The sequence below is a fragment of the Nocardioides cavernae genome (assembly GCF_013410035.1).
Classification (GTDB): Bacteria; Actinomycetota; Actinomycetes; order Propionibacteriales; family Nocardioidaceae; genus Nocardioides; species Nocardioides cavernae_A.
Window position 1 is genome coordinate 13072 of the sequence record NZ_JACCBW010000004.1, and the last position, 18545, is coordinate 31616.

The following is an 18545-nucleotide window of genomic DNA, read 5'->3' on the forward strand; positions in this document are numbered from 1 at the left end:
AGTTCTCTCCCTCAGATCTCGCTGCCGAAGGCAGAGGAGAAGCGGACGTCGCCCTCGAAGAGGGGGCGCAGGTCCTCGAGGTCGTGTCGGAACATGAACGACCGGTCGATGCCCATGCCGAACGCGAAGCCGCTGTAGACCTCGGGGTCGACGCCGCAGGCGACCAGGACGCGGGGGTTGACCACGCCGCAGCCGCCCCACTCGATCCAGCCCTCGCCACGACAGGTGCGGCACGTGGACGGGTCGACGTTGCGGCACACGAAGCACAGCACGTCGACCTCGGCGGACGGCTCGGTGAACGGGAAGTACGACGGCCGGAAGCGCGTCGTGATGCCGTCGCCGAACAGCTGCGAGGCGAAGTGGTCGAGCGTGCCCTTGAGGTGGGCCATCGTGATGCCCTCGTCGACGACGAGGCCCTCGACCTGGTGGAACATCGGCGAGTGGGTCGCGTCGTACTCGTCGGTGCGGAAGACCCGGCCCGGGCACACGACGTAGATCGGCGGCTTCCGGGTGAGCATCGTGCGGGCCTGCACCGGCGACGTCTGCGTGCGGAGCACGACGTGGTCCTCGGCCGGCTCGGTCCAGAAGGTGTCCTGCATGGTGCGCGCCGGGTGGTCGGGACCGAGGTTGAGGGCGTCGAAGTTGAGCCACTCGGCCTCGACGACCGGACCCTCGGAGACCTCGTAGCCCATCGCGACGAAGAGGTCGGCGATCAGCTCGGACTGCAGGGTGATCGGGTGCCGGCTGCCGCGGCGGCGGCGCGTGGTCGGCAGGGAGACGTCGACGGTCTCCTCGACCAGCATCCGCTCCTCGTGCTCGGCCTCGAGCACGGTCTGGCGCGCGGCGAGGGCCTGGTTGACGGCCCCGCGGGCCTGGCCGACGCGCTGGCCGGCCTCCTTGCGCGCCTGCGGCGGCAGGGCGCCGATCTCCCGGTTGGCGAGGGCCAGCGGGGAGCGGTCGCCCGTGTGGTCGAGCCGGACCTGCTTGAGGGCGTCGAGGTCGGGGGCGGCGGCGATCGCGGCGAGGGCCGCCTCGCGCATCGCCTCGACCTGGTCGGCCTTGAGGGGGGTCACTTCGACGGGGTCGTAGTCGGTGTTGGGGCCGGACATGGCTCTCTTTCGCGCAGCGCTACCGGTGTCACCGCAGGAGGCGATGGCCTCCCGGCGGTGTCAGACGTCGCCGCAGAGTCTAGGAGTGGAGGAGCGTCGGGTCGGACGGGGACTCCCCGGACCCGGTGGCGTCAGCTGCCCGACCGACCAGGTCCGGGGCGCAGAAATCGCAGGCTCGTGTCCACGTGCGTGACTCTACCCGTCGTAGGCCGCCCACACGCCACGGCATTCCGGGTCCCCGCCGATGGACCCCGAGGAGGCGGCGCCCGGGTCGGCGACGAGATCGAGGTCCTCCACGACCTCCTGGGCGCGGCTGCGCGAGAGGTTCCACGCGCGGGGGTCGGCCAGCACGTCGGCGTCCAGCTCGTCGTACGGGAGGAGGGCCAGGACGCAGCGCGCCGTCTCCGGGGGCAGCCGCTCGGCGACGACCGGGGCCGCGTCGGCCGACAGCGTCGCGAGGTAGGACAGGTCGAGCCTGCCGGTCGCCTCGTAGCGGTCGAGGTTGCGGCTCGCGACCCAGGCGTCGGGGTTGATGGCCGCGAGGCCGACGAGGGCGAGGGCACCCGAGGCCAGCGCGATCCGCGGCACCCAACGCCCCCGCCCCGCTAGACCCGCGACCATGATCGCGAGGACCACGAGGCCGAGCCAGCCCTCGAAGACGTCGACGAAGAGGCGCAGGGTCGTGAAGCCGTAGGCGTCCTGGTAGACCGCCATCCCCCGCAGGGCCGAGGCCACCACGACGAGGGTCAGCGTGCAGAGCAGCCCGAGGGAGCCGAGCAGCCACCGGCGGTCCTGGGCCGTGCGCCCGGCCCGGCGGGACGCGACCCACACGACGAGCACGGTGAGGGCGGTGGCCAGGGTGAGCTGGCCGAACCCCTGGTGCACGAAGTCGGCGTAGGTCAGACCGGTCGTCTCCTGGATGTAGTCCTCCCCGCCGATGAGCGCGCGGGCCTGGGCGGTGATGAAGGCGACGAAGACGGCGTCGACGACGAGGACGGGCACGAGCCACTCGAACCGGTTGGCGAGGGCCGCCGGGCGTCTGCCGGACCCGACCTCGACGTCGGCCGGGTTGAGCGCGAGGTACGCCGCACCGAGGGTGGCGGCGAACACGAAGCAGGCGACGAAGGCGCGACCGACGAGGTCGTTGAAGGTGAGGTTGGGGACGAGCTGGTCGACCCAGCCGCCGAAGACCGGGTTGGCGGTGGCGAAGATCGTGCCGAAGACGCCGAGGCCCAGCAGCGACCACGCGGTCGTACGCACCACGGCGGGTGTGCGCGTCCCGGTGCCGGCCAGGCGCAGCGAGCGCCCGAACCACGGCAGCCCGCGCAACGACGCCAGGGGCCAGGCCAGTCCGGAGAGGACGATCCCGCGCATCGTGCGCGCACCGGTCACCCCGGACAGGAAGACTGCCGTGGCTGCGAGGAGGCAGAGCATCTGGATCCACCAGGCGTCGAGGAGCGTCATGGGCAGGACGAGGAGCAGCGCCAGCCCGGCGCACGCGAGCGTCCACCCCTCGCGGCCGTGACGTGCGGTGACGAGGGCGGCGGCGCCGCACGCGATCGCGGCCAGCGTCCAGCTCACGCCGACACCGGTGAACGACAGGGCCAGGCCGGCCACCAGGCCCGCGACAGCGGAGGCGAGGACCGTGCGTGTCCCCGGACCCAGCTCACGCTCCGGCCAGAACCTGCCGAACAGGCCGTCGAGCGCGGGCTGCGGGACCTCTGCCGTGACAGGGGCGGGAGTAGCGGGCTGGGTCGGGATCGGGGTCGGGACCTGGGTCACGGCGGGCTCCTGGGACGGGGCGGGCGTCGGGCGTCCGGGCGGCGGGACGGTCGTGGGCACCTCGAGGCGCAGCCGCGCACCGCTGCCGCCCTCGGGGTCGAGGAAGCGGAGGGTGCCGCCGTGGAGCTGGGCGACCCAGCGGGCGACCGCGAGGCCGAGCCCGGTGCCGCCCGCGCCGTCGGTGCCGAAGCGCTCGAAGACCCGTTCGCGGTCCTCCGGGGCGACTCCCCCACCCTCGTCGGCGACCTCGAGCCACCAGCCGGCCGCGTCCCCCGGGCCGCCCGGGCCGCCCGAGACCCGGACGTCGGTGCCGGCCGGGGCGTGCCGCCCCGCGTTGTCGAGCACGTTGACGAGCAGCTGGCGCAGCCGCGCGGGGTCTGCACCCACGACGAGGTCGTCGGGCAGGTCGACGACGAAGGTCCCGGTGCGGCCCGCGGTGCCGACCTGGTCGACCGACTCACCGACGAGCGAGCGGAGGTCGACGTCCTGGCGGTCGAGGTCGACGACGCCGGCCTCGAGCCGGGACAGCTGCAGGAGGTCCTCCACGAGACGCCCGAGCCGCTGCGCCTCCTCGAGAGCCCCGCCGAGGTGGGCGGGGTCGGCGGGGACGACGCCGTCGGCGAGGTTCTCGAGCAGGGCCGTCATCGCCGTGAGCGGGGTGCGCAGCTCGTGCGACACCGTCGCGATGAGGTCGCGGCGCTCGCGGTCGACGGTGGCGAGGTCCTCGGCCATCCGGTTGAACGCGGCGGCGAGCTGACCGACCTCGTCGGTGGACGTGGTGTGCACCCGCCCCGAGTAGTCGCCGCGCGCCATCGCCCGCGACACCTCGGTCATCCGGCGCAGCGGCGCCACCATGCCGGCGGCCAGGAGCTGGGTCACCCCCAGGGCGAGGGCCACGCTGACGGGCAGCACCAGCAGGGCCGGCACGTCGGCGGCGGAGCCGAGCAGGGAGAGCAGCACGGCCGCCACGACGGACGCGGCGACGAGCAGGCCGAGCTTGACCTTGAGGCTCGAGACGGTGTCGAGCCACGCGCTCGTCGGGGTGGTCCTCACGGCAGGTCCTCGAGCGCGTAGCCGACACCGTGGACGGTGCGGATCCGGGCGGCGCCGACCTTGGCGCGCAGTGCCTTGACGTGGCTGTCCACCGTGCGGGTCGCGCTCGCGCTCCCCCAGGCGTCGCCCCAGTCCCACACCTCGCGCAGCAGCCGTTCGCGGCCCAGCACCTGCCCGGGCACCCGCGCCAGGCACAGCAGCAGGTCGAACTCGGTGGGCGTGAGGTGGACGGGCTCGCCCGCGACGGTCGTACGCCGCGCGCCGGGGTCGATCGCGACACCGCCGACCGCGATCACCGCAGGACGCTCCTCGGCGAGGGCCGCGGCCCTGTCGACGCGGCGGATGAGCGCCGCGACCCGCGCCACCACCTCGCGCATCGAGAACGGCTTGGTGAGGTAGTCGTCCGCGCCCACGCCCAGACCCACGAGCACGTCGGCCTCGTCGTCGCGGGCGGTCAGCATGAGCACCGGGACGGGGCGGGCGGCCTGGATCCGGCGGCACACCTCGAGCCCGTCGAAGCCGGGCAGCATCACGTCGAGCAGCACGACGTCGGGGCGTGCCGACGCGGCGAGCTCCACCGCCGACGGGCCGTCGAAGGCCTGCTCGACGGCGTACCCCTCGGCCCGCAGGCGCTGGGCCAGCGCGTCGTTGATGGTGCGTTCGTCCTCCACCACCAGGGCGGTGCGCGCGGGCGTCGTCGAGGTCATGGCACGACCCTAGGAGCCGGGGCGCGCGGACGAGGGGGACGACTCGTGAAGGTTGTGTGGAGGCGTGCGGCCGGGAGGTGCGGAGCGCCTACTCCGGGCGCTGGTCCTCGCGGGGCCAGTCCACGTGGACGCGGGCGCCGCCGCCCGGCACGTCGTCGATGGTCACCCAGCCGCCGTGGGCGCGCGCGAGACCGCCCACGACGTACATCCCGAGGCCGGTCCCACCGGACCCACCGGTGGTCCAGAACTTCGTGAACACGCGGCGCCGGAGCTCGGCGGGGATGCCCTCCCCCTCGTCGTCGACGGTGATCCGCACGCCGTCGAGCGCCTCGGAGGCGGCGAGCCGGACGGTGACCTGCCCCCGGCCGTGACGGATGGCGTTCTCGACCAGATTGGTGACCACCTGCGTGAACTTGTCGGGGTCGGCGAAGACGTCGGGCAGGCCGTCCTGGACCTCCACCCTGATCTCCCGGGAGGTCCCTGCCTCGATCGAGGCGACGACGCGGCCCACGAGCACCTCCGCCGAGGACTCGCGCGGGTAGAGCTGCAGCCGGCCGGTGTCGATGCGGGCCACGTCGAGCAGCTCCGCGATGAGCCGGGCGAGGCGGTCGGCGTCGGCGTTGACGGTCGTCAGCATGAGCTTGCGCTGGTCGTCGTTGAGCTTGTCCCACCGGTTCAGCAGGGCCTGCACGAAGCCCTTCACGCCGGTGAGCGGAGAGCGCAGCTCGTGGGCGACGGTGGCGACGAGGTCGGACCGTTCGCGGTCGAGGCGGGCGCGGCCGCGGCCGCTGCGCAGCCCCACCGCGATGCCCACCACCTGGCCGAGCGCTCCCTCACGGACGAGGGTCGCGGTGGTCAGGACCTCCTCGCCGGAGGCGTTGAGCCACGACTGCTCGGGCATCCCGCGCACGATCGAGATGCTGTCGAAGGGCCGGTTGACCGAGAGCCAGGTCCGGCCGTCCTGGTCGAGGAGTCGCAGCACCTCGGGCAGCGGCAGCCCGAGGGCCTCCTCGGAGCCGATGCCCAGCAGGGCTGCTCCCTGAGCGTTGAGGAGGGTCACGACGCCCTCCCGGGTCGCGCCGAGGATCCCGTCGGGGTAGTAGTCCGCGAGCGAGCGCAGGCGGCTGGGCGTGCTGTCGACCCGGCGACTGAGCTCCTCGGACATCTTCGGAACCCTAGTCGCGCAACGGCTTGGGGCGGCGCAACCCGGCGGCGCGCAGCGCGGCGACCAGCTCGCGCGACGTCACCGGGACGGCGCCGGCAGCGACCATCCGGTCGTAGTGGTCGTCCGGCACGTCGTAGTGGTCCCGGTCCCAACCGCGCCCGGGGATCCCGTGGGCAGCGGCGAACGCGTGCGCCTCGTCGTACGACGTGTCGCTGGCCAGGTGCGACCAGAGCCGGTCCCAGCGCGGGACGGCCGGCGGGTCGATGAGGATCATCGCCGTCGAGCCTAGGGCACCGGCAGCCGCGGATCGCACCGGCGCGCTCCCCGCAGGGGTCAGCCGCGCTGGGCCCGGGCGCTGGCGTACAGGCACACCGCGGCGGCCGTCGACAGGTTGAGGCTCTCGGCACGACCGTGGATCGGGATGGCGACCCGGTGGTCGGCGAGGGCCGCGAGCTCGTCGGGCAGCCCCCACGCCTCGTTGCCGAACAACCACGCGGTCGGGCCGGACAGGTCCGCGTCGAACAGGTCGACCTCGCCGGCGCCGTCGGCGGCGAGCACGGTCAGCCCGCGCTGCTGGGCCGCCCGGACCGCGGCTGCCGGATCCGGCTCGAGGGCGAGCGGCAGGTGGAACAGGCTCCCGACGGTGCTGCGGACCGTCTTGGGGTTGTAGGCGTCGACCGACCGGCCGGCCAGGACGACGGCGTCGGCGCCGGCCGCGTCCGCCGTACGGATCACGTTGCCAGCGTTGCCGGGGTCGCGCACGTCGGCGCAGATCGCGAGGAGGCGTGCGGACACGTCGAGCACCCGAGCGAGCGGGGCGTCGACGTGACGGCACAGCGCGACGAGCCCGGCCGGGCTGACCGCGTCGGACAGCGACGCGAGCGCGCGGTCGTCGACGACGGTGACGGTGGCGCCGGCGAGCAGGTCGGCGTGCTGCTCGACCGCGGTCGGGGTGGCGTACACCTCGACGACGCAGCCGTCGACCGAGAGGGCCCCCTCGACGGCCTTCGGGCCGTCGGCGAGGAAGAGCCGCCGCTCGGTGCGTACCGAGCGGCGGCTCAACTTGCGCGCCTCCTTCACCCGAGCGTTGCTCGCGGCGAGGGGCTGCACGTGGTTCAGGCGGAGACCTTGGGCGCGTTGACGTCCTCGGGCAGCGCAGCCCTGGCGGCCTCGACGAGCGCGGCGAAGGCCGGCGCGTCGTTGACGGCGAGCTCGGCGAGGATCTTGCGGTCGACCTCGATGCCGGCCAGGCCGAGGCCCTGGATGAAGCGGTTGTAGGTCATGCCGTTGGCGCGGGCCGCAGCGTTGATGCGCTGGATCCAGAGCTTGCGGAAGTTGCCCTTGTTCTTGCGGCGGTCGTTGTAGCTGTAGACCAGGGAGTGGGTGACCTGCTCCTTGGCCTTGCGGTAGAGCCGCGAGCGCTGGCCGCGGTAGCCGGCGGCGCGCTCGAGGGTGGTACGACGCTTCTTCTGGGCGTTCACTGCGCGCTTGACGCGTGCCATGGGTTACTCCTTGATGCTGGTGAAGACGGGGAACGGCGGCTGGGCCACCAGGTGGGATGGGTGGAGGCTCAGATGCCGAGCATCTTCTTGGCGCGGGCGACGTCGCCCTTCTCGAGCTCGACCATGCCGGCGTTGCGGCGGTGCTTCTTGCGGCTGCCCGTGGTCGGCGCGGACGCGAACGCAGCGCCGGACTTGCGGCCGGCCTGCAGGCGCATGATCTTGCCCGAGCCGGTCACCTTGAAGCGCTTCTTCGCGCCCGAGTGGGTCTTGTTCTTCGGCATGTGTCTGCCTCAACTTCCTTGTGCGTGCGTGGTTCGGGGTCTTCGTGGCGGGTCTTGGCAGACCCTGCTCAGCGGGGTCGTCACGGCTTCGCCGCGACGTGCTCGATCGAGCCCTTCGCTCAGGCCTCGATCTCAGGATCGAGGTTCTCGGAGCGGCGACGCTCCTTCTTCTGGGCGACCGGGCCGGCGGCGTGGGCCGCCTCGCGCTCGGCGTCCTCCTCGGCCTTGCGGTCGGCGCGCGCCTGCTCCTTGGAGGCGCGGGCGGCGTCGGCGTCGATCTTGGCGTCGGCCTTCTTCTTGTGCGGGCCGATGACCATCGTCATGTTGCGGCCGTCCTGCTTGGGCGAGGACTCGACGAAGCCCAGCTCCTGGACGTCCTCGGCCAGCTTCTGCAGCAGGCGGAAGCCCAGCTCGGGGCGGTGCTGCTCACGACCGCGGAACATGATCGTGATCTTGACCTTGTCGCCGGCACCCAGGAACCGCACGACGTGACCCTTCTTGGTCTCGTAGTCGTGCTTGTCGATCTTGGGACGAAGCTTCATCTCCTTGATGATCACGTTCGTCTGGTTGCGACGGGACTCGCGCGCCTTCTGGGCGTTCTCGTACTTGAACTTGCCGTAGTCCATGAGCTTGCAGACCGGCGGGCGTCCCTGAGGGGCGATCTCGACGAGGTCGAGGTCGGCCTCCTGGGCCAGCTTGAGTGCCTGATCGGTCGGCACGATGCCAACGGTCTCGCCGTTGGGTCCCACGAGCCGGACCTCAGGCACACGGATCCGGTCGTTGATGCGCAGCTCGGTGCTGATGTTGCCTCCAGTGACTTGATGGATGGGAGCCGGCACCCATCCACGGACTGGTGGCCCGGAAATGAACAATGGCTCCCGCTGTTGCCAAGCGGGAGCCAGTCGTCACACGTCACCCCTCACGGGGAAACTGCGTCCGCGTCTGTCCCTCGACAGCCGTGGCACTGGACCGGGACCCGACGACCTGTGGTGCAGGGCGGTCGATGCGGGTGGGAGACGGGTGGTGCTCGACTCCGCTTGGCGGGATCGGTGGCACCGGTGCTGCTGGTGCCACTGATCGGTCAACACGGAAGGTTAGCCGATCATTCCGCTGACGGCCCAATCCAGCCGTGACCCGTGCCCACCGCGACCAGTCGGAAGCCTGCGGCGAGCCGGGCCAGGTCGTCGCCGTCGACGACGTGGGTGACGGGGCCGGCGAGATCCACCACCAGCGCCTCGGCGCCGTCCTGGACCGCGGCCGTGGCGGCGGTGGCGGCCGTGACCGGGACCGGCCGGGCGTCGGGGTCCCACCGGGTCAGCGTCTCGGTGGACGTGAACGCGAGGAGCGCCTTGCTGCCGTCGGCCGCCTGGACGAGGACGGCCGCCATGTCCGAGGACTTGTCGTGGGCCAGGCCCCGCTCGTCGAGCTCCACCTCGCCGAGGACCGCCACGACCGGCACCAGCAGGCGGGCGTCCTGGAGGGCGGCGAGCACGGTGCCCGACGTGGCGGCACCGGCCGCGCGGGCCGCGAGCGCCTGCGCCAGGCGTACGTCGGCGGCACCGTCGTCGTCGGCGAACCCGGAGTCCGGGATCACCCGCTCCAGGGGTGCGGCGTCGTCGTGGGGCACGTCCACCATTGTCCCCGACGCGTGGACCGCTGTGGGACTCTGGGCCCGTGGAAGGGACAACCTGGGCCGCACTGACCGCCGCGCTGACCGTCGCCGGAGCCATCTGGACGTGGATCGCGTTCCGCCGCCGAGGAGCGGCCAACGGCCTGCGCGCCCTCGGCTTCACCCTGCTCCCCGCCGCCGCGTGGCTGACCGGGACCCTCGAGATGGTCGTCGAGATCGCCGGCTCCGTCACCGACTGGGCGACCAGCCTGGTCTTCAACGTCCTGACCTGGACCGGCGTCGGGCTCGCCGGGCTCGCGGTCGTCCTCTTCGTCGTCAGCGGGTTCATCCGCGACCGCCAGCTCGGGCGCGCCCAGCGCGGCACCGGTGCGACCGCGCGACCGGGCCGCACCACCGAGCTCCCCCCGGCGGCCGCGAGGAAGCCCGGCGGCTCACCGGTCGACGACGACCTCGCCGACATCGAGGCGCTGCTCCGCCGGCGGGGCATCGAGTGAGCGAGCACTTCGTCGACCGCAACCGCCTGTGGTCGCGCCTCAACGGCGCCGTCGCGTCCCTGCCCGAGCCCCCCGCCACGCCGATCGCCGTGGTCGACCTCGACGCGTTCGACACCAACGCCGCCGACCTCGTGCGCCGGGCCGGGGGCAAGCCGATCCGGGTCGCGTCGAAGTCCCTCCGCGTCCCCGCCCTGGTCCAACGCGCGCTGGCCCGCGACGGCTTCGCGGGCGTGCTGGCGTACACCCTCGCCGAGGCGCTGTGGCTGCACGAGGCGGGCGTCAGCGACGACATCGTCGTCGCCTACCCCACCGTGGACGCCGCCGCCCTGACCCGGCTCACGTCCTCGCCGTCCGCGGCCGCGGCGATCACCCTCATGGTCGACGACCCGGCCCACCTCGACGTCGTCGACGCGACCCGCACCTCGCTCGCGGTGCCGGTCCGCATCGCGCTCGACGTCGACGCCGGGCTCCGCCTCGGCGGCCAGCACATCGGCCCGAAGCGCTCGCCGCTCTTCGACACCGCCGACGTCGTGGCGCTCGCGCGCACGGTGGTGGGGCGTGCGGGCTTCCGGCTGGTCGGCGTGATGACGTACGAGGGCCAGGTCGCGGGCGTGCAGGACGACGTGCCCGACCAGCGCACCAGGTCGCTCCTGGTCCGGCGGCTCAAGCAGGCGTCGATGGCCCAGCTCGACGTCCGCCGCAGCGAGATCTCCGAGGCGCTGTCGCAGCTGACCGAGCTCGAGTTCTGGAACGGCGGGGGCTCCGGGTCCGTCGAGGCCACCGCGGCCGACGGCGCGGTCACCGAGATCGCCGCCGGGTCTGGACTGCTCGTCCCCGGGATCTTCGATCACTACGCCTCCTTCGAGCCGCGCCCGGCCGCGTACTTCGGCCTCCGGGTGAGTCGCAAGCCCACCCCGGCCATGGCGACGGTCCACGGCGGCGGGCTCATCGCGAGCGGCGCGACCGGGGCGGACCGCTCCCCCGTCCCGTGGGCCCCGCCGGGGCTCCACCTCACCGGGCTGGAGGGCGCCGGCGAGGTGCAGACGCCGCTGACCGGGCACCCGGCCGCGCTGCTGCGGATCGGCGACCTGGTCTGGTTCCGGCACGCGAAGTCGGGCGAGCTGTTCGAGCACGTGCGGGACGTGCACCTCGTGCAGGGCGACGCCGTCGCAGAGGTCGTGCCGTCGTACCGGGGCTGCGGGCTCGCGTTCTGATGCCCGCCGACCCGTCGGAGGTCGCCCGCGAGGTGGCCGACCGCGTGCTGGCACAGCCCCCGACCCTGGGCAGCGGACGGCTGGTCTGCGTCGACGGGCCCGCCGGCTCCGGGAAGACCACCGTGGCCGGGGCGCTCGCCGAGGCGGTGCCCTCTGCCGAGGTGGTGCACTGCGACGAGCTGCTGCAGGGGTGGCGCGGGCTCCCGGGGCTCGCGGCGACGGTGCAGGCCCTGGTGACCCCGCTGGCCGCGGGCCGGGACGGCGAGTGGCGGCGCTGGGACTGGCACGCCGACGACTGGGCCGAGACGCACCCGGTCCGACCGGGTGGGCTGCTCGTGCTCGAGGGGGTCGGCTGCTGGTCGCCGGCGATCGCCGACCACGTGGGCGTGCTCGTGTGGGTGGAGGCCGCGTCCGAGGTGCGGCTCGCCCGCGGCATCGAGCGCGACGGGGAGCAGATGCGGCCGCACTGGGAGCGGTGGCGGGTCGACGAGGACGCCCTGTTCGCCCGGTTGCGCACCCGGGACCACGCCGACCTGGTGGTGACGACGGACTGACGCGCCGTGTCTAGGGTGGCGGTCATGGTGTTCCCCAGCGGCGACCAGTTCGAGATCGCGGCGGCCGGCTACGTCGCCGTCGTCACGGAGAGCGGTGCGGCCCTGCGGGTCCTGCGCCACGAGGACCGCGACCTGGTGCTCGGGTTCGGCGAGGACGAGATGTCGAGCGGCGGGCGGGGCCAGCTGCTGATGCCGTGGCCCAACCGGATCCGTGACGGCCGCTACTCCTTCGGCGGACGGGAGCTCCAGCTCGGGCTCACGGATCCCGGCAAGGGCAACGCGTCGCACGGGCTCGCCCGGTGGGCGGCCTGGACCCCGGAGGAGCACACCGCGACGTCGGTGTCGCTGGTATACCGGGTGATGGCGCAGACGGGCTACCCCTGGACCCTCGACCTGCACGTCCTCTACGACCTGTCGGCCGACGGGCTCCGGGTGACCCAGACGGCGACGAACCTGTCCCCCGAGCCCGCGCCGTACGCCAGTGGCGCGCACCCCTACCTGCGCGTGGGCGACATGATCGAGGACCTCGAGCTCACCGTGCCCGCCCGCACGCGCGTGCTGGTCGACGACCGGCAGCTGCCGACCGGCACCGAGCCCGCGCGCGGGGCGTACGACTGGACGTCGCCGCGGCGCATCGGCGACGAGGTGCTCGACGACGGCTACGGCGACCTGGTCCGCGCGGACGGTCGGACGACGGTGACCCTGCGCGAGCCCTCCGGTGGGCGCGGCACCGCGCTCTGGGTGGACGAGCGCCACCGGTGGCTGCAGCTCTACACCGCACCGAGCGACGGCCCCCGGGCCGGGATCGCCGTCGAGCCGATGACCGCGCCGGCCGACGCCTTCAACTCCGGCACCGACCTGGCGAGCCTCGCTCCTGCCGGGACGAGCGGCGACGAGCTGTCGGTGTCGTGGGGCATCCACGTGCTCTGAGGAGCCTACCCCGCAGCGTCAGCGGCCGCCCGAGGGGTCGCGATCGATGAGCGCGCGCATCTCGCGCACGCCCTCGCGGGCGACGCGGCCGTCGGAGCCCTGGAACGCCATCGCGGAGATCGTGGTGCCGTCGGCGAGGTCGAGGGTCGCCCACGGGGCGCCCTCGGGGAGGTGGATCGCGACGACCTCTTCCCACGCGAGCGTGCGCGCCCTGAAGCCGTTGACCACGACGACCTCGTCCGTGCCCGCGGTCACCCGCGCCCGGCCGAGGGCCCACCCGATCGTCGCGAAGCCGCCGCCCATCACGAGGAGCGTGAGGCGTTGGAGGATGTTGAACTTGGCGCGGGTCTCGTCGTCGAAGCCGAACCAGGCGGCGGCGCACACCACGAGGAGCATCAGCCCGAAGCCGACGACCGCGAAGCGCACGCCCATGGGCCGCCAGGTGCGCGGCAGGGACGGGAGGCTGCGACCGTCGGAGGTCGGTCGGTCAGAGGCGGCAGGCATGGATGTCCGTCAGCAGGATGGCGCGGGCCCCGATGGAGTAGAGGTCGTCCATCAGGCGCTGCGAGCCGGCCCGGGGCACCATCACGCGCACGGCGACCCAGCCCTCCTTGCCGAGGGGCGAGATGGTCGGGCCCTCGCGTCCCGGAGCGAGCGCGGTCGCGGCGTCGAGGTGGACCTGCTCGATGTCGTAGTCCATCATCACGTAGCTGCGTGCGACGAGGACGCCCTCGATGCGGCGCCGGAAGATCTCGAAGTCGTCGGGGACCGCGCCGCCGCGCGTGACGAGGACCGCCTGCGACTCGAGGATGACGTCGCCGAAGGTGGCCAGCCCGGCCGCCCGCAGCGTCGAGCCGGTCTCCACCACGTCGGCGATCACGTCGGCCACCCCGAGCTGGATGCTCGTCTCGACCGCGCCGTCGAGGCGGGTGACGGTGGCGTCGATGCCGTGGCGGAAGAGGTAGTCCTCGACGACGCCGACGTACGACGTCGCGACGCGCAGGCCGCGGAGGTCCTCCAGCGAGGAGTAGCGGCCGGCGGGCCCGGCGAAGTGGAACCGCGAGCGCCCGAAGCCGAGGTCCATGACCTCGTCGGCCTTGGCGCCGGAGTCGAGGAGGAGGTCGCGCCCGGTGATGCCGGCGTCGAGGGTGCCCTCGCCGACGTAGAGCGCGATGTCGCGCGGGCGCAGGTAGAAGAACTCGACGTCGTTCTCGGCGTCGACCAGCGCGAGCTCCTTGGAGTCGGAGCGCTGGCGGTAGCCCGACTCCCGCAGGATGTCGGTGGCGGCCTGGGAGAGCGATCCCTTGTTGGGGACGGCGATGCGGAGGGTCACGGTCGGCTCACTCGGTGTGTGCTCTGAGCCGTGCTCAGAGGTGGGCGTAGACGTCGTCGAGGGTCAGGCCGGAGGCCAGCATGAGGACCTGCGCGTGGTAGAGCAGCTGGCTGATCTCCAGCGCCGTCGCGTCCTTGCCCTCGTGCTCGGCGGCCATCCAGGACTCGGCGGCCTCCTCCAGCAGCTTCTTGCCGATGGCATGGACGCCGGCGTCGAGCTGCTGCACGGTGCCGGACCCCTCGGGGCGCTCCGCGGCCTTGGTGGACAGCTCCGCCCACAGGTCCTCGAACGTCTTCACGGGACCAGCCTACGGCGCGGTCGACGGCGGTCGGTGCCCCGGTCCCGCGGACGGACCACCCCTTCGTGCGGTGGCGTCGTCGGAGGACCGCGCTACGGTCGGAGCATGACTGATTCGAACATGCATTCGGAGACCGACCCCGCCCAGGAGACCATCGGTGGCACGGAGGGTGACACCACCCGCAAGGACCCCGAGGACTGGGTCACCGGCGACGAGCCCATGACCGGCGCCCAGCGCAGCTACCTCGACACCCTCGCGCGCGAGGCGGGCGAGGAGCTGCCTGCCGACCTCACCAAGGCCGAGGCCTCGGAGCACATCGACCGGTTGCAGTCGAACAGCGACCGGACGAGCTAGACGCCGCGGACCGCCCGCACGACCCGCGCGGTGTCGAGTGCTGCCGCGGTGGCCTCCCAGCCCTTGTCCTCCGCCGAGCCCTCGAGACCGGCGCGGTCGAGCGCCTGCTCCTCGGTGTCGCAGGTCAGCACGCCGAAGCCCACCGGGATCGCGTGGTCGACGCTGACCTGCGTCAGTCCGTCGGTGGCCGCCGAGCAGACGTAGTCGAAGTGCGGCGTGCCGCCGCGGATGACCACGCCCAGGGCGACGACGGCGTCGTAGCCGGCCCGGGCGAGGGCGGCCGCGACGACGGGGAGCTCGAAGGTGCCCGGGACCCGGATCACCTCGGGCTCGCTGATGCCGTACGCCGCCAGCGCGCGCTCGGCGCCGGCGACCAGGCCGTCCATCACCTGCGTGTGCCAGGTCGCCGCGACGACGGCGACCCGGAGGCCGCTCGCGTCGTAGGGCCGGGCGGTGGGTGCACCCGCTCCGCTCATGGGGTCTCTCCTGTCAGGTCGGGCAGCTCGTGGCCCATCCGGTCGCGCTTGGTCAGCAGGTAGGCGAGGTTGTGGTCGTTGGGGTGCGGCGTCAGCGGCACCCGCTCGGCGACGTGGATCCCGAAGTCCTCGAGGCTCGCGGTCTTGTCGGGGTTGTTGGTCATCAGCCGCACCGACGTGACGCCGAGGTCGCGCAGCACCTGGGTGGCCGTGCCGTAGTGGCGGGCATCGGCGGGCAGCCCGAGGTCGAGGTTGGCGTCGACGGTGTCGCGGCCGCCGTCCTGGAGCTGGTAGGCCTGCAGCTTGGCGACGAGGCCGATGCCGCGGCCCTCGTGCCCGCGCAGGTAGACGACCACTCCCCTGCCCTCCTCGACGACGCGGGCCAGCGCCTCGTCGAGCTGGGGGCCGCAGTCGCAGCGCTCGCTGCCGAAGACGTCCCCGGTGAGGCACTCGCTGTGCACCCGGGTCAGCACGGGCTCACCACGCTCGACGGCGCCCGCGACGTCACCGTGGACCAGGGCGACGTGCTCGCTGCCGTCGATCGTGATCCGGTAGCCGTAGGCCGTGAACTGGCCGTGGCGGGTGGGCAACCGGGTCTCGGCGACCCGCTCGACGTGGCGCTCGTGGCGACGTCGGTGCCGGACGAGGTCCTCGATCGAGATCATCGCGAGGCCGTGCTCGTCGGCGAAGGCGCGCAGCTCGGGCGCCCGCTTCATGGTGCCGTCGTCGTTGACCACCTCGACCAGCACACCGGCCGGGGTGAGGCCGGCGAGCTTCGCGAGGTCGACGGCCGCCTCGGTGTGGCCGCGGCGGACGAGGACGCCGCCCTCGCGGTAGCGCAGCGGGAAGACGTGCCCGGGCCGGGTCAGCTCCCACGGCTCGGTCGCGGAGTCGGCGAGCGTACGGGCGGTGTGGGCTCGGTCGGCCGCGCTGATGCCGGTCGAGACGCCGTCGCGGGCGTCGACCGAGATCGTGTACGCCGTGCGCAGGCGGTCCTTGTTGTGCGGCGTCATCAACGGGATCTCGAGCCGTTCGAGCATATCGCCCGGCATCGGCACGCAGATCACGCCGCTGGAGTGACGGATCGTGAACGCCATCAGCTCCGGGGTCGCCCTGGCTGCGGCGAAGATGATGTCGCCCTCGTTCTCGCGGTCCTCGTCGTCGACGACGATGACGGCGCGGCCGGCGGCGATGTCCGCGATCGCGCGCTCCACGGAGTCGAGCCGCACTGCCTCGCTCATGCGGGGATCGCGTCCTTCTCCTCGACCGTGCTCGTGTCCGACACGGTGCGGGCGTCGCGCAGCCACACGACGAAGCCGATGACGACGAAGACGGCGTAGAAGAGGTACATGCCGGCCGTCGGGTAGTACTCCGCCTGGACGAGCGTCGTCACGCCGACGACGTCGACGAGGATCCAGACCAGCCAGAACTCGACCCAGCCACGCGCCATGCCGTAGGTCGCGAGCATCGAGCCGGCGAGGATCCACGCCTCGGTGGTCGGGCCCCACGAGCCGAGGACCTGCGTCAGCAGGACGTAGGCCGCGGCGTACCCGACGACGCCGAGGACGAGGAGCTGCAGCCGCTCGGCGTTCGTCGCCCACCGCGGCGCGATGGCGCCTCCGTCGGACGCGCCACCGGCGCTGCGCACCTGCGACCAGCGCCACCAGCCGTAGACCGACACGGCGGCGAAGAACACCTGGCGTCCGGCCTGGCCCCACAAGGGCTCGTCGATGTGGCCGGAGAGCTCGCCGGTGGCGAACACGGTGAAGAGCAGGACGTTGCCGACCAGCCCGATCGGCCAGGCCCAGACGAACCGCTTCATGCCGAGGATCGCGCTGGCGAGGCCGAAGAGGTTGCCGATCACCTCGCGGACGCCCAGCGCGCCGCCGGGCACGGGGATGGTGCCGTGCACCAGCCAGTCGAGCAGGTCGTTCATCAGTCGTCCTCGTTCTCGGGGTTGTCGGAGCTGCCGGGGTTGCCGTGGCCGGTCGTGCTGCCCGGGCTGGGGAGGTAGCCGCCGAGGAGCTTCTCGACGTGCTTCGCGATCACGTCGGCCTCGAGGTTGACCAGGTCGCCGACCCGTCGGGTGCCGAGGGTCGTGCGCGCGAGCGTCTCGGGGATGAGGCTGACGGTGAAGCTGGCGTCGCGGACCTCCACGACCGTGAGGCTGACCCCGTCGACGGTGATCGATCCCTTGTCGACGAGGTAGCGGGCGAGGTGGCCGGGCAGCGAGACCTCGACGACGTCCCAGTGCTCGCTCGGGGCGCGGGAGAGGATCCGGCCGACGCCGTCGACGTGCCCCTGCACGATGTGGCCACCGAGGCGCTTGTCCACGGTGACGGCGCGCTCGAGGTTGACGCGGTCGCCCGGGGCGGCGCCGCGCAGCGAGGTCTTGTCGAGGGTCTCCTGCATGAGGTCGGCGGTCCACCGGCCCTCACCGAGCTCGGCGACGGTCAGACAGCAGCCGTTGACCGAGATCGAGTCCCCGAGCCCGGTGCCCTCGAGCACCGTGCCGGCCTCGACGGTCAGACGGATGGCGTCGCCCTGGTCGGTGACCTCGGCGATGGTGCCGAGCTCCTCGACGATCCCGGTGAACATCTAGTTCCTCCTCAGCTGGGGGCGCATGGTCAGGCGGACGTTCGTGTCCTCGCCGTCGTGACCGTGGAGCACGGTCACGTCCGAGACGTCGAGGTGCACGGCGTCGGTGATCGTGGTGATGCCGAGGTCGGCGACGGCGCTGGCGCCTGCCCCGAGCAGCATCGGGGCGACGTAGGTGACGACCTCGTCGACGAGGCCGGCCGCCAGGAACGCCCCGGCCAGCGACGGGCCGCCCTCGAGGAAGACGTGCTGCCGGTCGAGGGCGTGGAGCCGGGCCAGCGCGTCCTCGGGGTCGCGGGTGCGCAGGTGCACGGTCTCGGCCCGGTCGTTGAAGACGCGGCGGCCGGGCGGCAGGTCGCGCAGCCCCATGACGGCGCGCAGCGGTTGCACCGCGACCGGCTGGTCGTGCTCGTCGCGGACGGTGAGCTCGGGGTCGTCGACCTCGACGGTGTGCGTGCCGACCAGCATGGTGTCGCACAGGCCGCGGAGCCGGTGGGTGTCGATCCGGGCGGCCCGGCTGGACACCCAGCGGCTGGTGCCGTCGGCCGCGGCGCTGCGTCCGTCGAGGGTGGTGGCGAACTTCCAGGTGACGAACGGCCGGCGGTGGGCGACCGAGAAGCTCCAGACGCGGTTGAGCGCCTGCGCCTCGTCGATCATCTCGCCGCCGACGACCTCGACGCCGGCCTCACGCAGCCGTGCCGCTCCGCCGACCGCGACCGGGTTGGCGTCCGGCTGGGCGAAGACGACGCGCACGACGCCCGCCGCGATGAGCGCCTCGCTGCAGGGACCGGTGCGGCCCGTGTGGTTGCAGGGTTCGAGGCTGACGACCGCGGTCGCCCCGCGGGCCGCTGCGCCGGCCTCGGCGAGGGCGGCGGCCTCCGCGTGGGGCGTACCGGCTCCGCGGTGGAAGCCCTCGGCGATCGTGGTGCCGTCGGGCGCGAGGAGCACACAGCCGACGCGCGGGTTGGGACCGAGGGGTACGCCCGGGGTGGCGGCGAGCGACAGGGCGCGCCGCATGGCGCTGCGCTCTGCCTCGCTGGTCGTCATCTCCGCCTCCGGTCCGGT

Annotated in this window: 23 protein-coding genes; 5 read left to right on the forward strand and 18 right to left on the reverse strand. The window is 73.2% G+C overall.

Features of this window, described 5'->3' with window-relative positions:
- Positions 1 to 11: 11 nt before the first annotated feature.
- The 10 genes from pheS to F4692_RS16655 all read right to left on the reverse strand — a co-directional run bounded on the left by pheS (position 12) and on the right by F4692_RS16655 (position 9226).
- Positions 12 to 1109: a phenylalanine--tRNA ligase subunit alpha gene (pheS, locus tag F4692_RS16610; protein WP_179620848.1), complete on the reverse strand. Its 1098-nt coding sequence runs from the start codon at positions 1107 to 1109 to the stop codon at positions 12 to 14.
- Between the two features lie 195 nt (positions 1110 to 1304).
- Complete coding sequence (locus F4692_RS16615) at positions 1305 to 3944, reverse strand: DUF4153 domain-containing protein (protein WP_179620849.1); 2640 nt, start codon at positions 3942 to 3944, stop codon at positions 1305 to 1307.
- Positions 3941 to 4651 carry a response regulator transcription factor gene (locus F4692_RS16620; protein WP_179620850.1) on the reverse strand — a complete coding sequence of 237 codons (711 nt, stop codon included), beginning with the start codon at positions 4649 to 4651 and terminating at the stop codon, positions 3941 to 3943. The genes F4692_RS16615 and F4692_RS16620 overlap by 4 nt, the downstream gene beginning before the upstream one ends.
- Before the next feature lie 88 nt (positions 4652 to 4739).
- Positions 4740 to 5816, reverse strand: a complete 1077-nt coding sequence (locus F4692_RS16625; protein WP_179620851.1) for a sensor histidine kinase — start codon at positions 5814 to 5816, stop codon at positions 4740 to 4742.
- Between the two features lie 10 nt (positions 5817 to 5826).
- Positions 5827 to 6090 carry a DUF4031 domain-containing protein gene (locus tag F4692_RS16630; RefSeq protein WP_179620852.1) on the reverse strand — a complete coding sequence of 88 codons (264 nt, stop codon included), beginning with the start codon at positions 6088 to 6090 and terminating at the stop codon, positions 5827 to 5829.
- A gap of 59 nt (positions 6091 to 6149) precedes the next feature.
- Positions 6150 to 6935: a TrmH family RNA methyltransferase gene (locus F4692_RS16635; RefSeq protein WP_179621129.1), complete on the reverse strand. Its 786-nt coding sequence runs from the start codon at positions 6933 to 6935 to the stop codon at positions 6150 to 6152.
- The gene (gene rplT / locus F4692_RS16640; protein WP_179620853.1) at positions 6932 to 7318 is read right to left on the reverse strand and encodes a 50S ribosomal protein L20; all 387 of its coding nucleotides are present in this window, start codon (positions 7316 to 7318) and stop codon (positions 6932 to 6934) included. The genes F4692_RS16635 and rplT overlap by 4 nt, the downstream gene beginning before the upstream one ends.
- Before the next feature lie 68 nt (positions 7319 to 7386).
- Positions 7387 to 7599 (reverse strand): large ribosomal subunit protein bL35, encoded by a 213-nt coding sequence (locus F4692_RS16645; protein ID WP_090971167.1) that lies wholly within the window; start codon positions 7597 to 7599, stop codon positions 7387 to 7389.
- 119 nt (positions 7600 to 7718) lie between these two features.
- Positions 7719 to 8438: a translation initiation factor IF-3 gene (gene infC, locus F4692_RS16650; protein WP_308645354.1), complete on the reverse strand. Its 720-nt coding sequence runs from the start codon at positions 8436 to 8438 to the stop codon at positions 7719 to 7721.
- Positions 8439 to 8701: 263 nt separating this feature from the next.
- On the reverse strand, positions 8702 to 9226 hold the full coding sequence (locus F4692_RS16655; protein ID WP_308645355.1) for an SseB family protein: 525 nt from the start codon (positions 9224 to 9226) through the stop codon (positions 8702 to 8704).
- Positions 9227 to 9273: 47 nt separating this feature from the next.
- Here F4692_RS16655 and F4692_RS16660 point away from each other — a divergent pair, with 47 nt between their 5' ends.
- The 4 genes from F4692_RS16660 to F4692_RS16675 are packed head-to-tail and all read left to right on the forward strand — an operon-like array spanning position 9274 to position 12421.
- Positions 9274 to 9723, forward strand: coding sequence for a cellulose synthase (locus F4692_RS16660; RefSeq protein ID WP_179620855.1), 450 nt, complete (start codon positions 9274 to 9276; stop codon positions 9721 to 9723).
- The gene (locus F4692_RS16665; protein ID WP_179620856.1) at positions 9720 to 10937 is read left to right on the forward strand and encodes an amino acid deaminase/aldolase; all 1218 of its coding nucleotides are present in this window, start codon (positions 9720 to 9722) and stop codon (positions 10935 to 10937) included. Before F4692_RS16660 ends, F4692_RS16665 begins: the two co-directional genes overlap by 4 nt.
- On the forward strand, positions 10937 to 11491 hold the full coding sequence (locus F4692_RS16670) for a nucleoside/nucleotide kinase family protein (RefSeq protein ID WP_179620857.1): 555 nt from the start codon (positions 10937 to 10939) through the stop codon (positions 11489 to 11491). The genes F4692_RS16665 and F4692_RS16670 overlap by 1 nt, the downstream gene beginning before the upstream one ends.
- Before the next feature lie 24 nt (positions 11492 to 11515).
- Positions 11516 to 12421, forward strand: coding sequence for an aldose 1-epimerase family protein (locus F4692_RS16675; protein WP_179620858.1), 906 nt, complete (start codon positions 11516 to 11518; stop codon positions 12419 to 12421).
- 18 nt (positions 12422 to 12439) lie between these two features.
- Here the strand turns inward: F4692_RS16675 and F4692_RS16680 are convergent, their stop codons facing one another.
- The 3 genes from F4692_RS16680 to F4692_RS16690 are packed head-to-tail and all read right to left on the reverse strand — an operon-like array spanning position 12440 to position 14052.
- A complete protein-coding gene (locus tag F4692_RS16680) occupies positions 12440 to 12925 on the reverse strand; it encodes a PH domain-containing protein (protein WP_179620859.1) in 486 nt (161 codons plus the stop codon).
- Positions 12909 to 13754 carry an ATP phosphoribosyltransferase gene (gene hisG, locus F4692_RS16685; RefSeq protein ID WP_179620860.1) on the reverse strand — a complete coding sequence of 282 codons (846 nt, stop codon included), beginning with the start codon at positions 13752 to 13754 and terminating at the stop codon, positions 12909 to 12911. The genes F4692_RS16680 and hisG overlap by 17 nt, the downstream gene beginning before the upstream one ends.
- 34 nt (positions 13755 to 13788) lie before the next feature.
- Positions 13789 to 14052 carry a phosphoribosyl-ATP diphosphatase gene (locus tag F4692_RS16690; protein ID WP_129424718.1) on the reverse strand — a complete coding sequence of 88 codons (264 nt, stop codon included), beginning with the start codon at positions 14050 to 14052 and terminating at the stop codon, positions 13789 to 13791.
- A gap of 105 nt (positions 14053 to 14157) precedes the next feature.
- Between F4692_RS16690 and F4692_RS16695 the strand changes: the two genes are divergently transcribed.
- Positions 14158 to 14406, forward strand: a complete 249-nt coding sequence (locus F4692_RS16695) for a DUF3072 domain-containing protein (protein ID WP_179620861.1) — start codon at positions 14158 to 14160, stop codon at positions 14404 to 14406.
- On the opposite strand, the gene ribH is transcribed toward F4692_RS16695, so the two are convergent.
- From ribH to ribD, 5 genes are read right to left on the reverse strand one after another with little or no spacing between them, the layout of a single operon-like run.
- The gene (gene ribH / locus F4692_RS16700; RefSeq protein WP_179620862.1) at positions 14403 to 14882 is read right to left on the reverse strand and encodes a 6,7-dimethyl-8-ribityllumazine synthase; all 480 of its coding nucleotides are present in this window, start codon (positions 14880 to 14882) and stop codon (positions 14403 to 14405) included. The genes F4692_RS16695 and ribH overlap by 4 nt on opposite strands.
- Complete coding sequence (locus tag F4692_RS16705) at positions 14879 to 16123, reverse strand: bifunctional 3,4-dihydroxy-2-butanone-4-phosphate synthase/GTP cyclohydrolase II (protein WP_179620863.1); 1245 nt, start codon at positions 16121 to 16123, stop codon at positions 14879 to 14881. The genes ribH and F4692_RS16705 overlap by 4 nt, the downstream gene beginning before the upstream one ends.
- On the reverse strand, positions 16120 to 16818 hold the full coding sequence (gene pnuC / locus F4692_RS16710; protein ID WP_179620864.1) for a nicotinamide riboside transporter PnuC: 699 nt from the start codon (positions 16816 to 16818) through the stop codon (positions 16120 to 16122). The genes F4692_RS16705 and pnuC overlap by 4 nt, the downstream gene beginning before the upstream one ends.
- A complete protein-coding gene (locus tag F4692_RS16715) occupies positions 16818 to 17480 on the reverse strand; it encodes a riboflavin synthase (protein WP_179620865.1) in 663 nt (220 codons plus the stop codon). Before F4692_RS16715 ends, pnuC begins: the two co-directional genes overlap by 1 nt.
- Positions 17481 to 18527, reverse strand: coding sequence for a bifunctional diaminohydroxyphosphoribosylaminopyrimidine deaminase/5-amino-6-(5-phosphoribosylamino)uracil reductase RibD (gene ribD / locus F4692_RS16720; protein WP_257030001.1), 1047 nt, complete (start codon positions 18525 to 18527; stop codon positions 17481 to 17483).
- Between the last annotated feature and the right edge of the window lie 18 nt (positions 18528 to 18545).

Bases quoted from the DNA above. Each gene is read 5' to 3' on its own strand.
- ribH (WP_179620862.1), bottom strand. From the start codon at position 14,882: ATGAGCGGAGCGGGTGCACCCACCGCCCGGCCCTACGACGCGAGCGGC.
- pnuC (WP_179620864.1), bottom strand. From the start codon at position 16,818: ATGAACGACCTGCTCGACTGGCTGGTGCACGGCACCATCCCCGTGCCC.
- F4692_RS16620 (WP_179620850.1), bottom strand. From the start codon at position 4,651: ATGACCTCGACGACGCCCGCGCGCACCGCCCTGGTGGTGGAGGACGAA.
- F4692_RS16680 (WP_179620859.1), bottom strand. From the start codon at position 12,925: ATGCCTGCCGCCTCTGACCGACCGACCTCCGACGGTCGCAGCCTCCCG.
- F4692_RS16625 (WP_179620851.1), bottom strand. From the start codon at position 5,816: ATGTCCGAGGAGCTCAGTCGCCGGGTCGACAGCACGCCCAGCCGCCTG.
- F4692_RS16715 (WP_179620865.1), bottom strand. From the start codon at position 17,480: ATGTTCACCGGGATCGTCGAGGAGCTCGGCACCATCGCCGAGGTCACC.
- rplT (WP_179620853.1), bottom strand. From the start codon at position 7,318: ATGGCACGCGTCAAGCGCGCAGTGAACGCCCAGAAGAAGCGTCGTACC.
- pheS (WP_179620848.1), bottom strand. From the start codon at position 1,109: ATGTCCGGCCCCAACACCGACTACGACCCCGTCGAAGTGACCCCCCTC.
- ribD (WP_257030001.1), bottom strand. From the start codon at position 18,527: ATGACGACCAGCGAGGCAGAGCGCAGCGCCATGCGGCGCGCCCTGTCG.
- F4692_RS16670 (WP_179620857.1), top strand. From the start codon at position 10,937: ATGCCCGCCGACCCGTCGGAGGTCGCCCGCGAGGTGGCCGACCGCGTG.
- F4692_RS16630 (WP_179620852.1), bottom strand. From the start codon at position 6,090: ATGATCCTCATCGACCCGCCGGCCGTCCCGCGCTGGGACCGGCTCTGG.
- F4692_RS16675 (WP_179620858.1), top strand. From the start codon at position 11,516: ATGGTGTTCCCCAGCGGCGACCAGTTCGAGATCGCGGCGGCCGGCTAC.
- F4692_RS16705 (WP_179620863.1), bottom strand. From the start codon at position 16,123: ATGAGCGAGGCAGTGCGGCTCGACTCCGTGGAGCGCGCGATCGCGGAC.
- F4692_RS16695 (WP_179620861.1), top strand. From the start codon at position 14,158: ATGACTGATTCGAACATGCATTCGGAGACCGACCCCGCCCAGGAGACC.
- F4692_RS16645 (WP_090971167.1), bottom strand. From the start codon at position 7,599: ATGCCGAAGAACAAGACCCACTCGGGCGCGAAGAAGCGCTTCAAGGTG.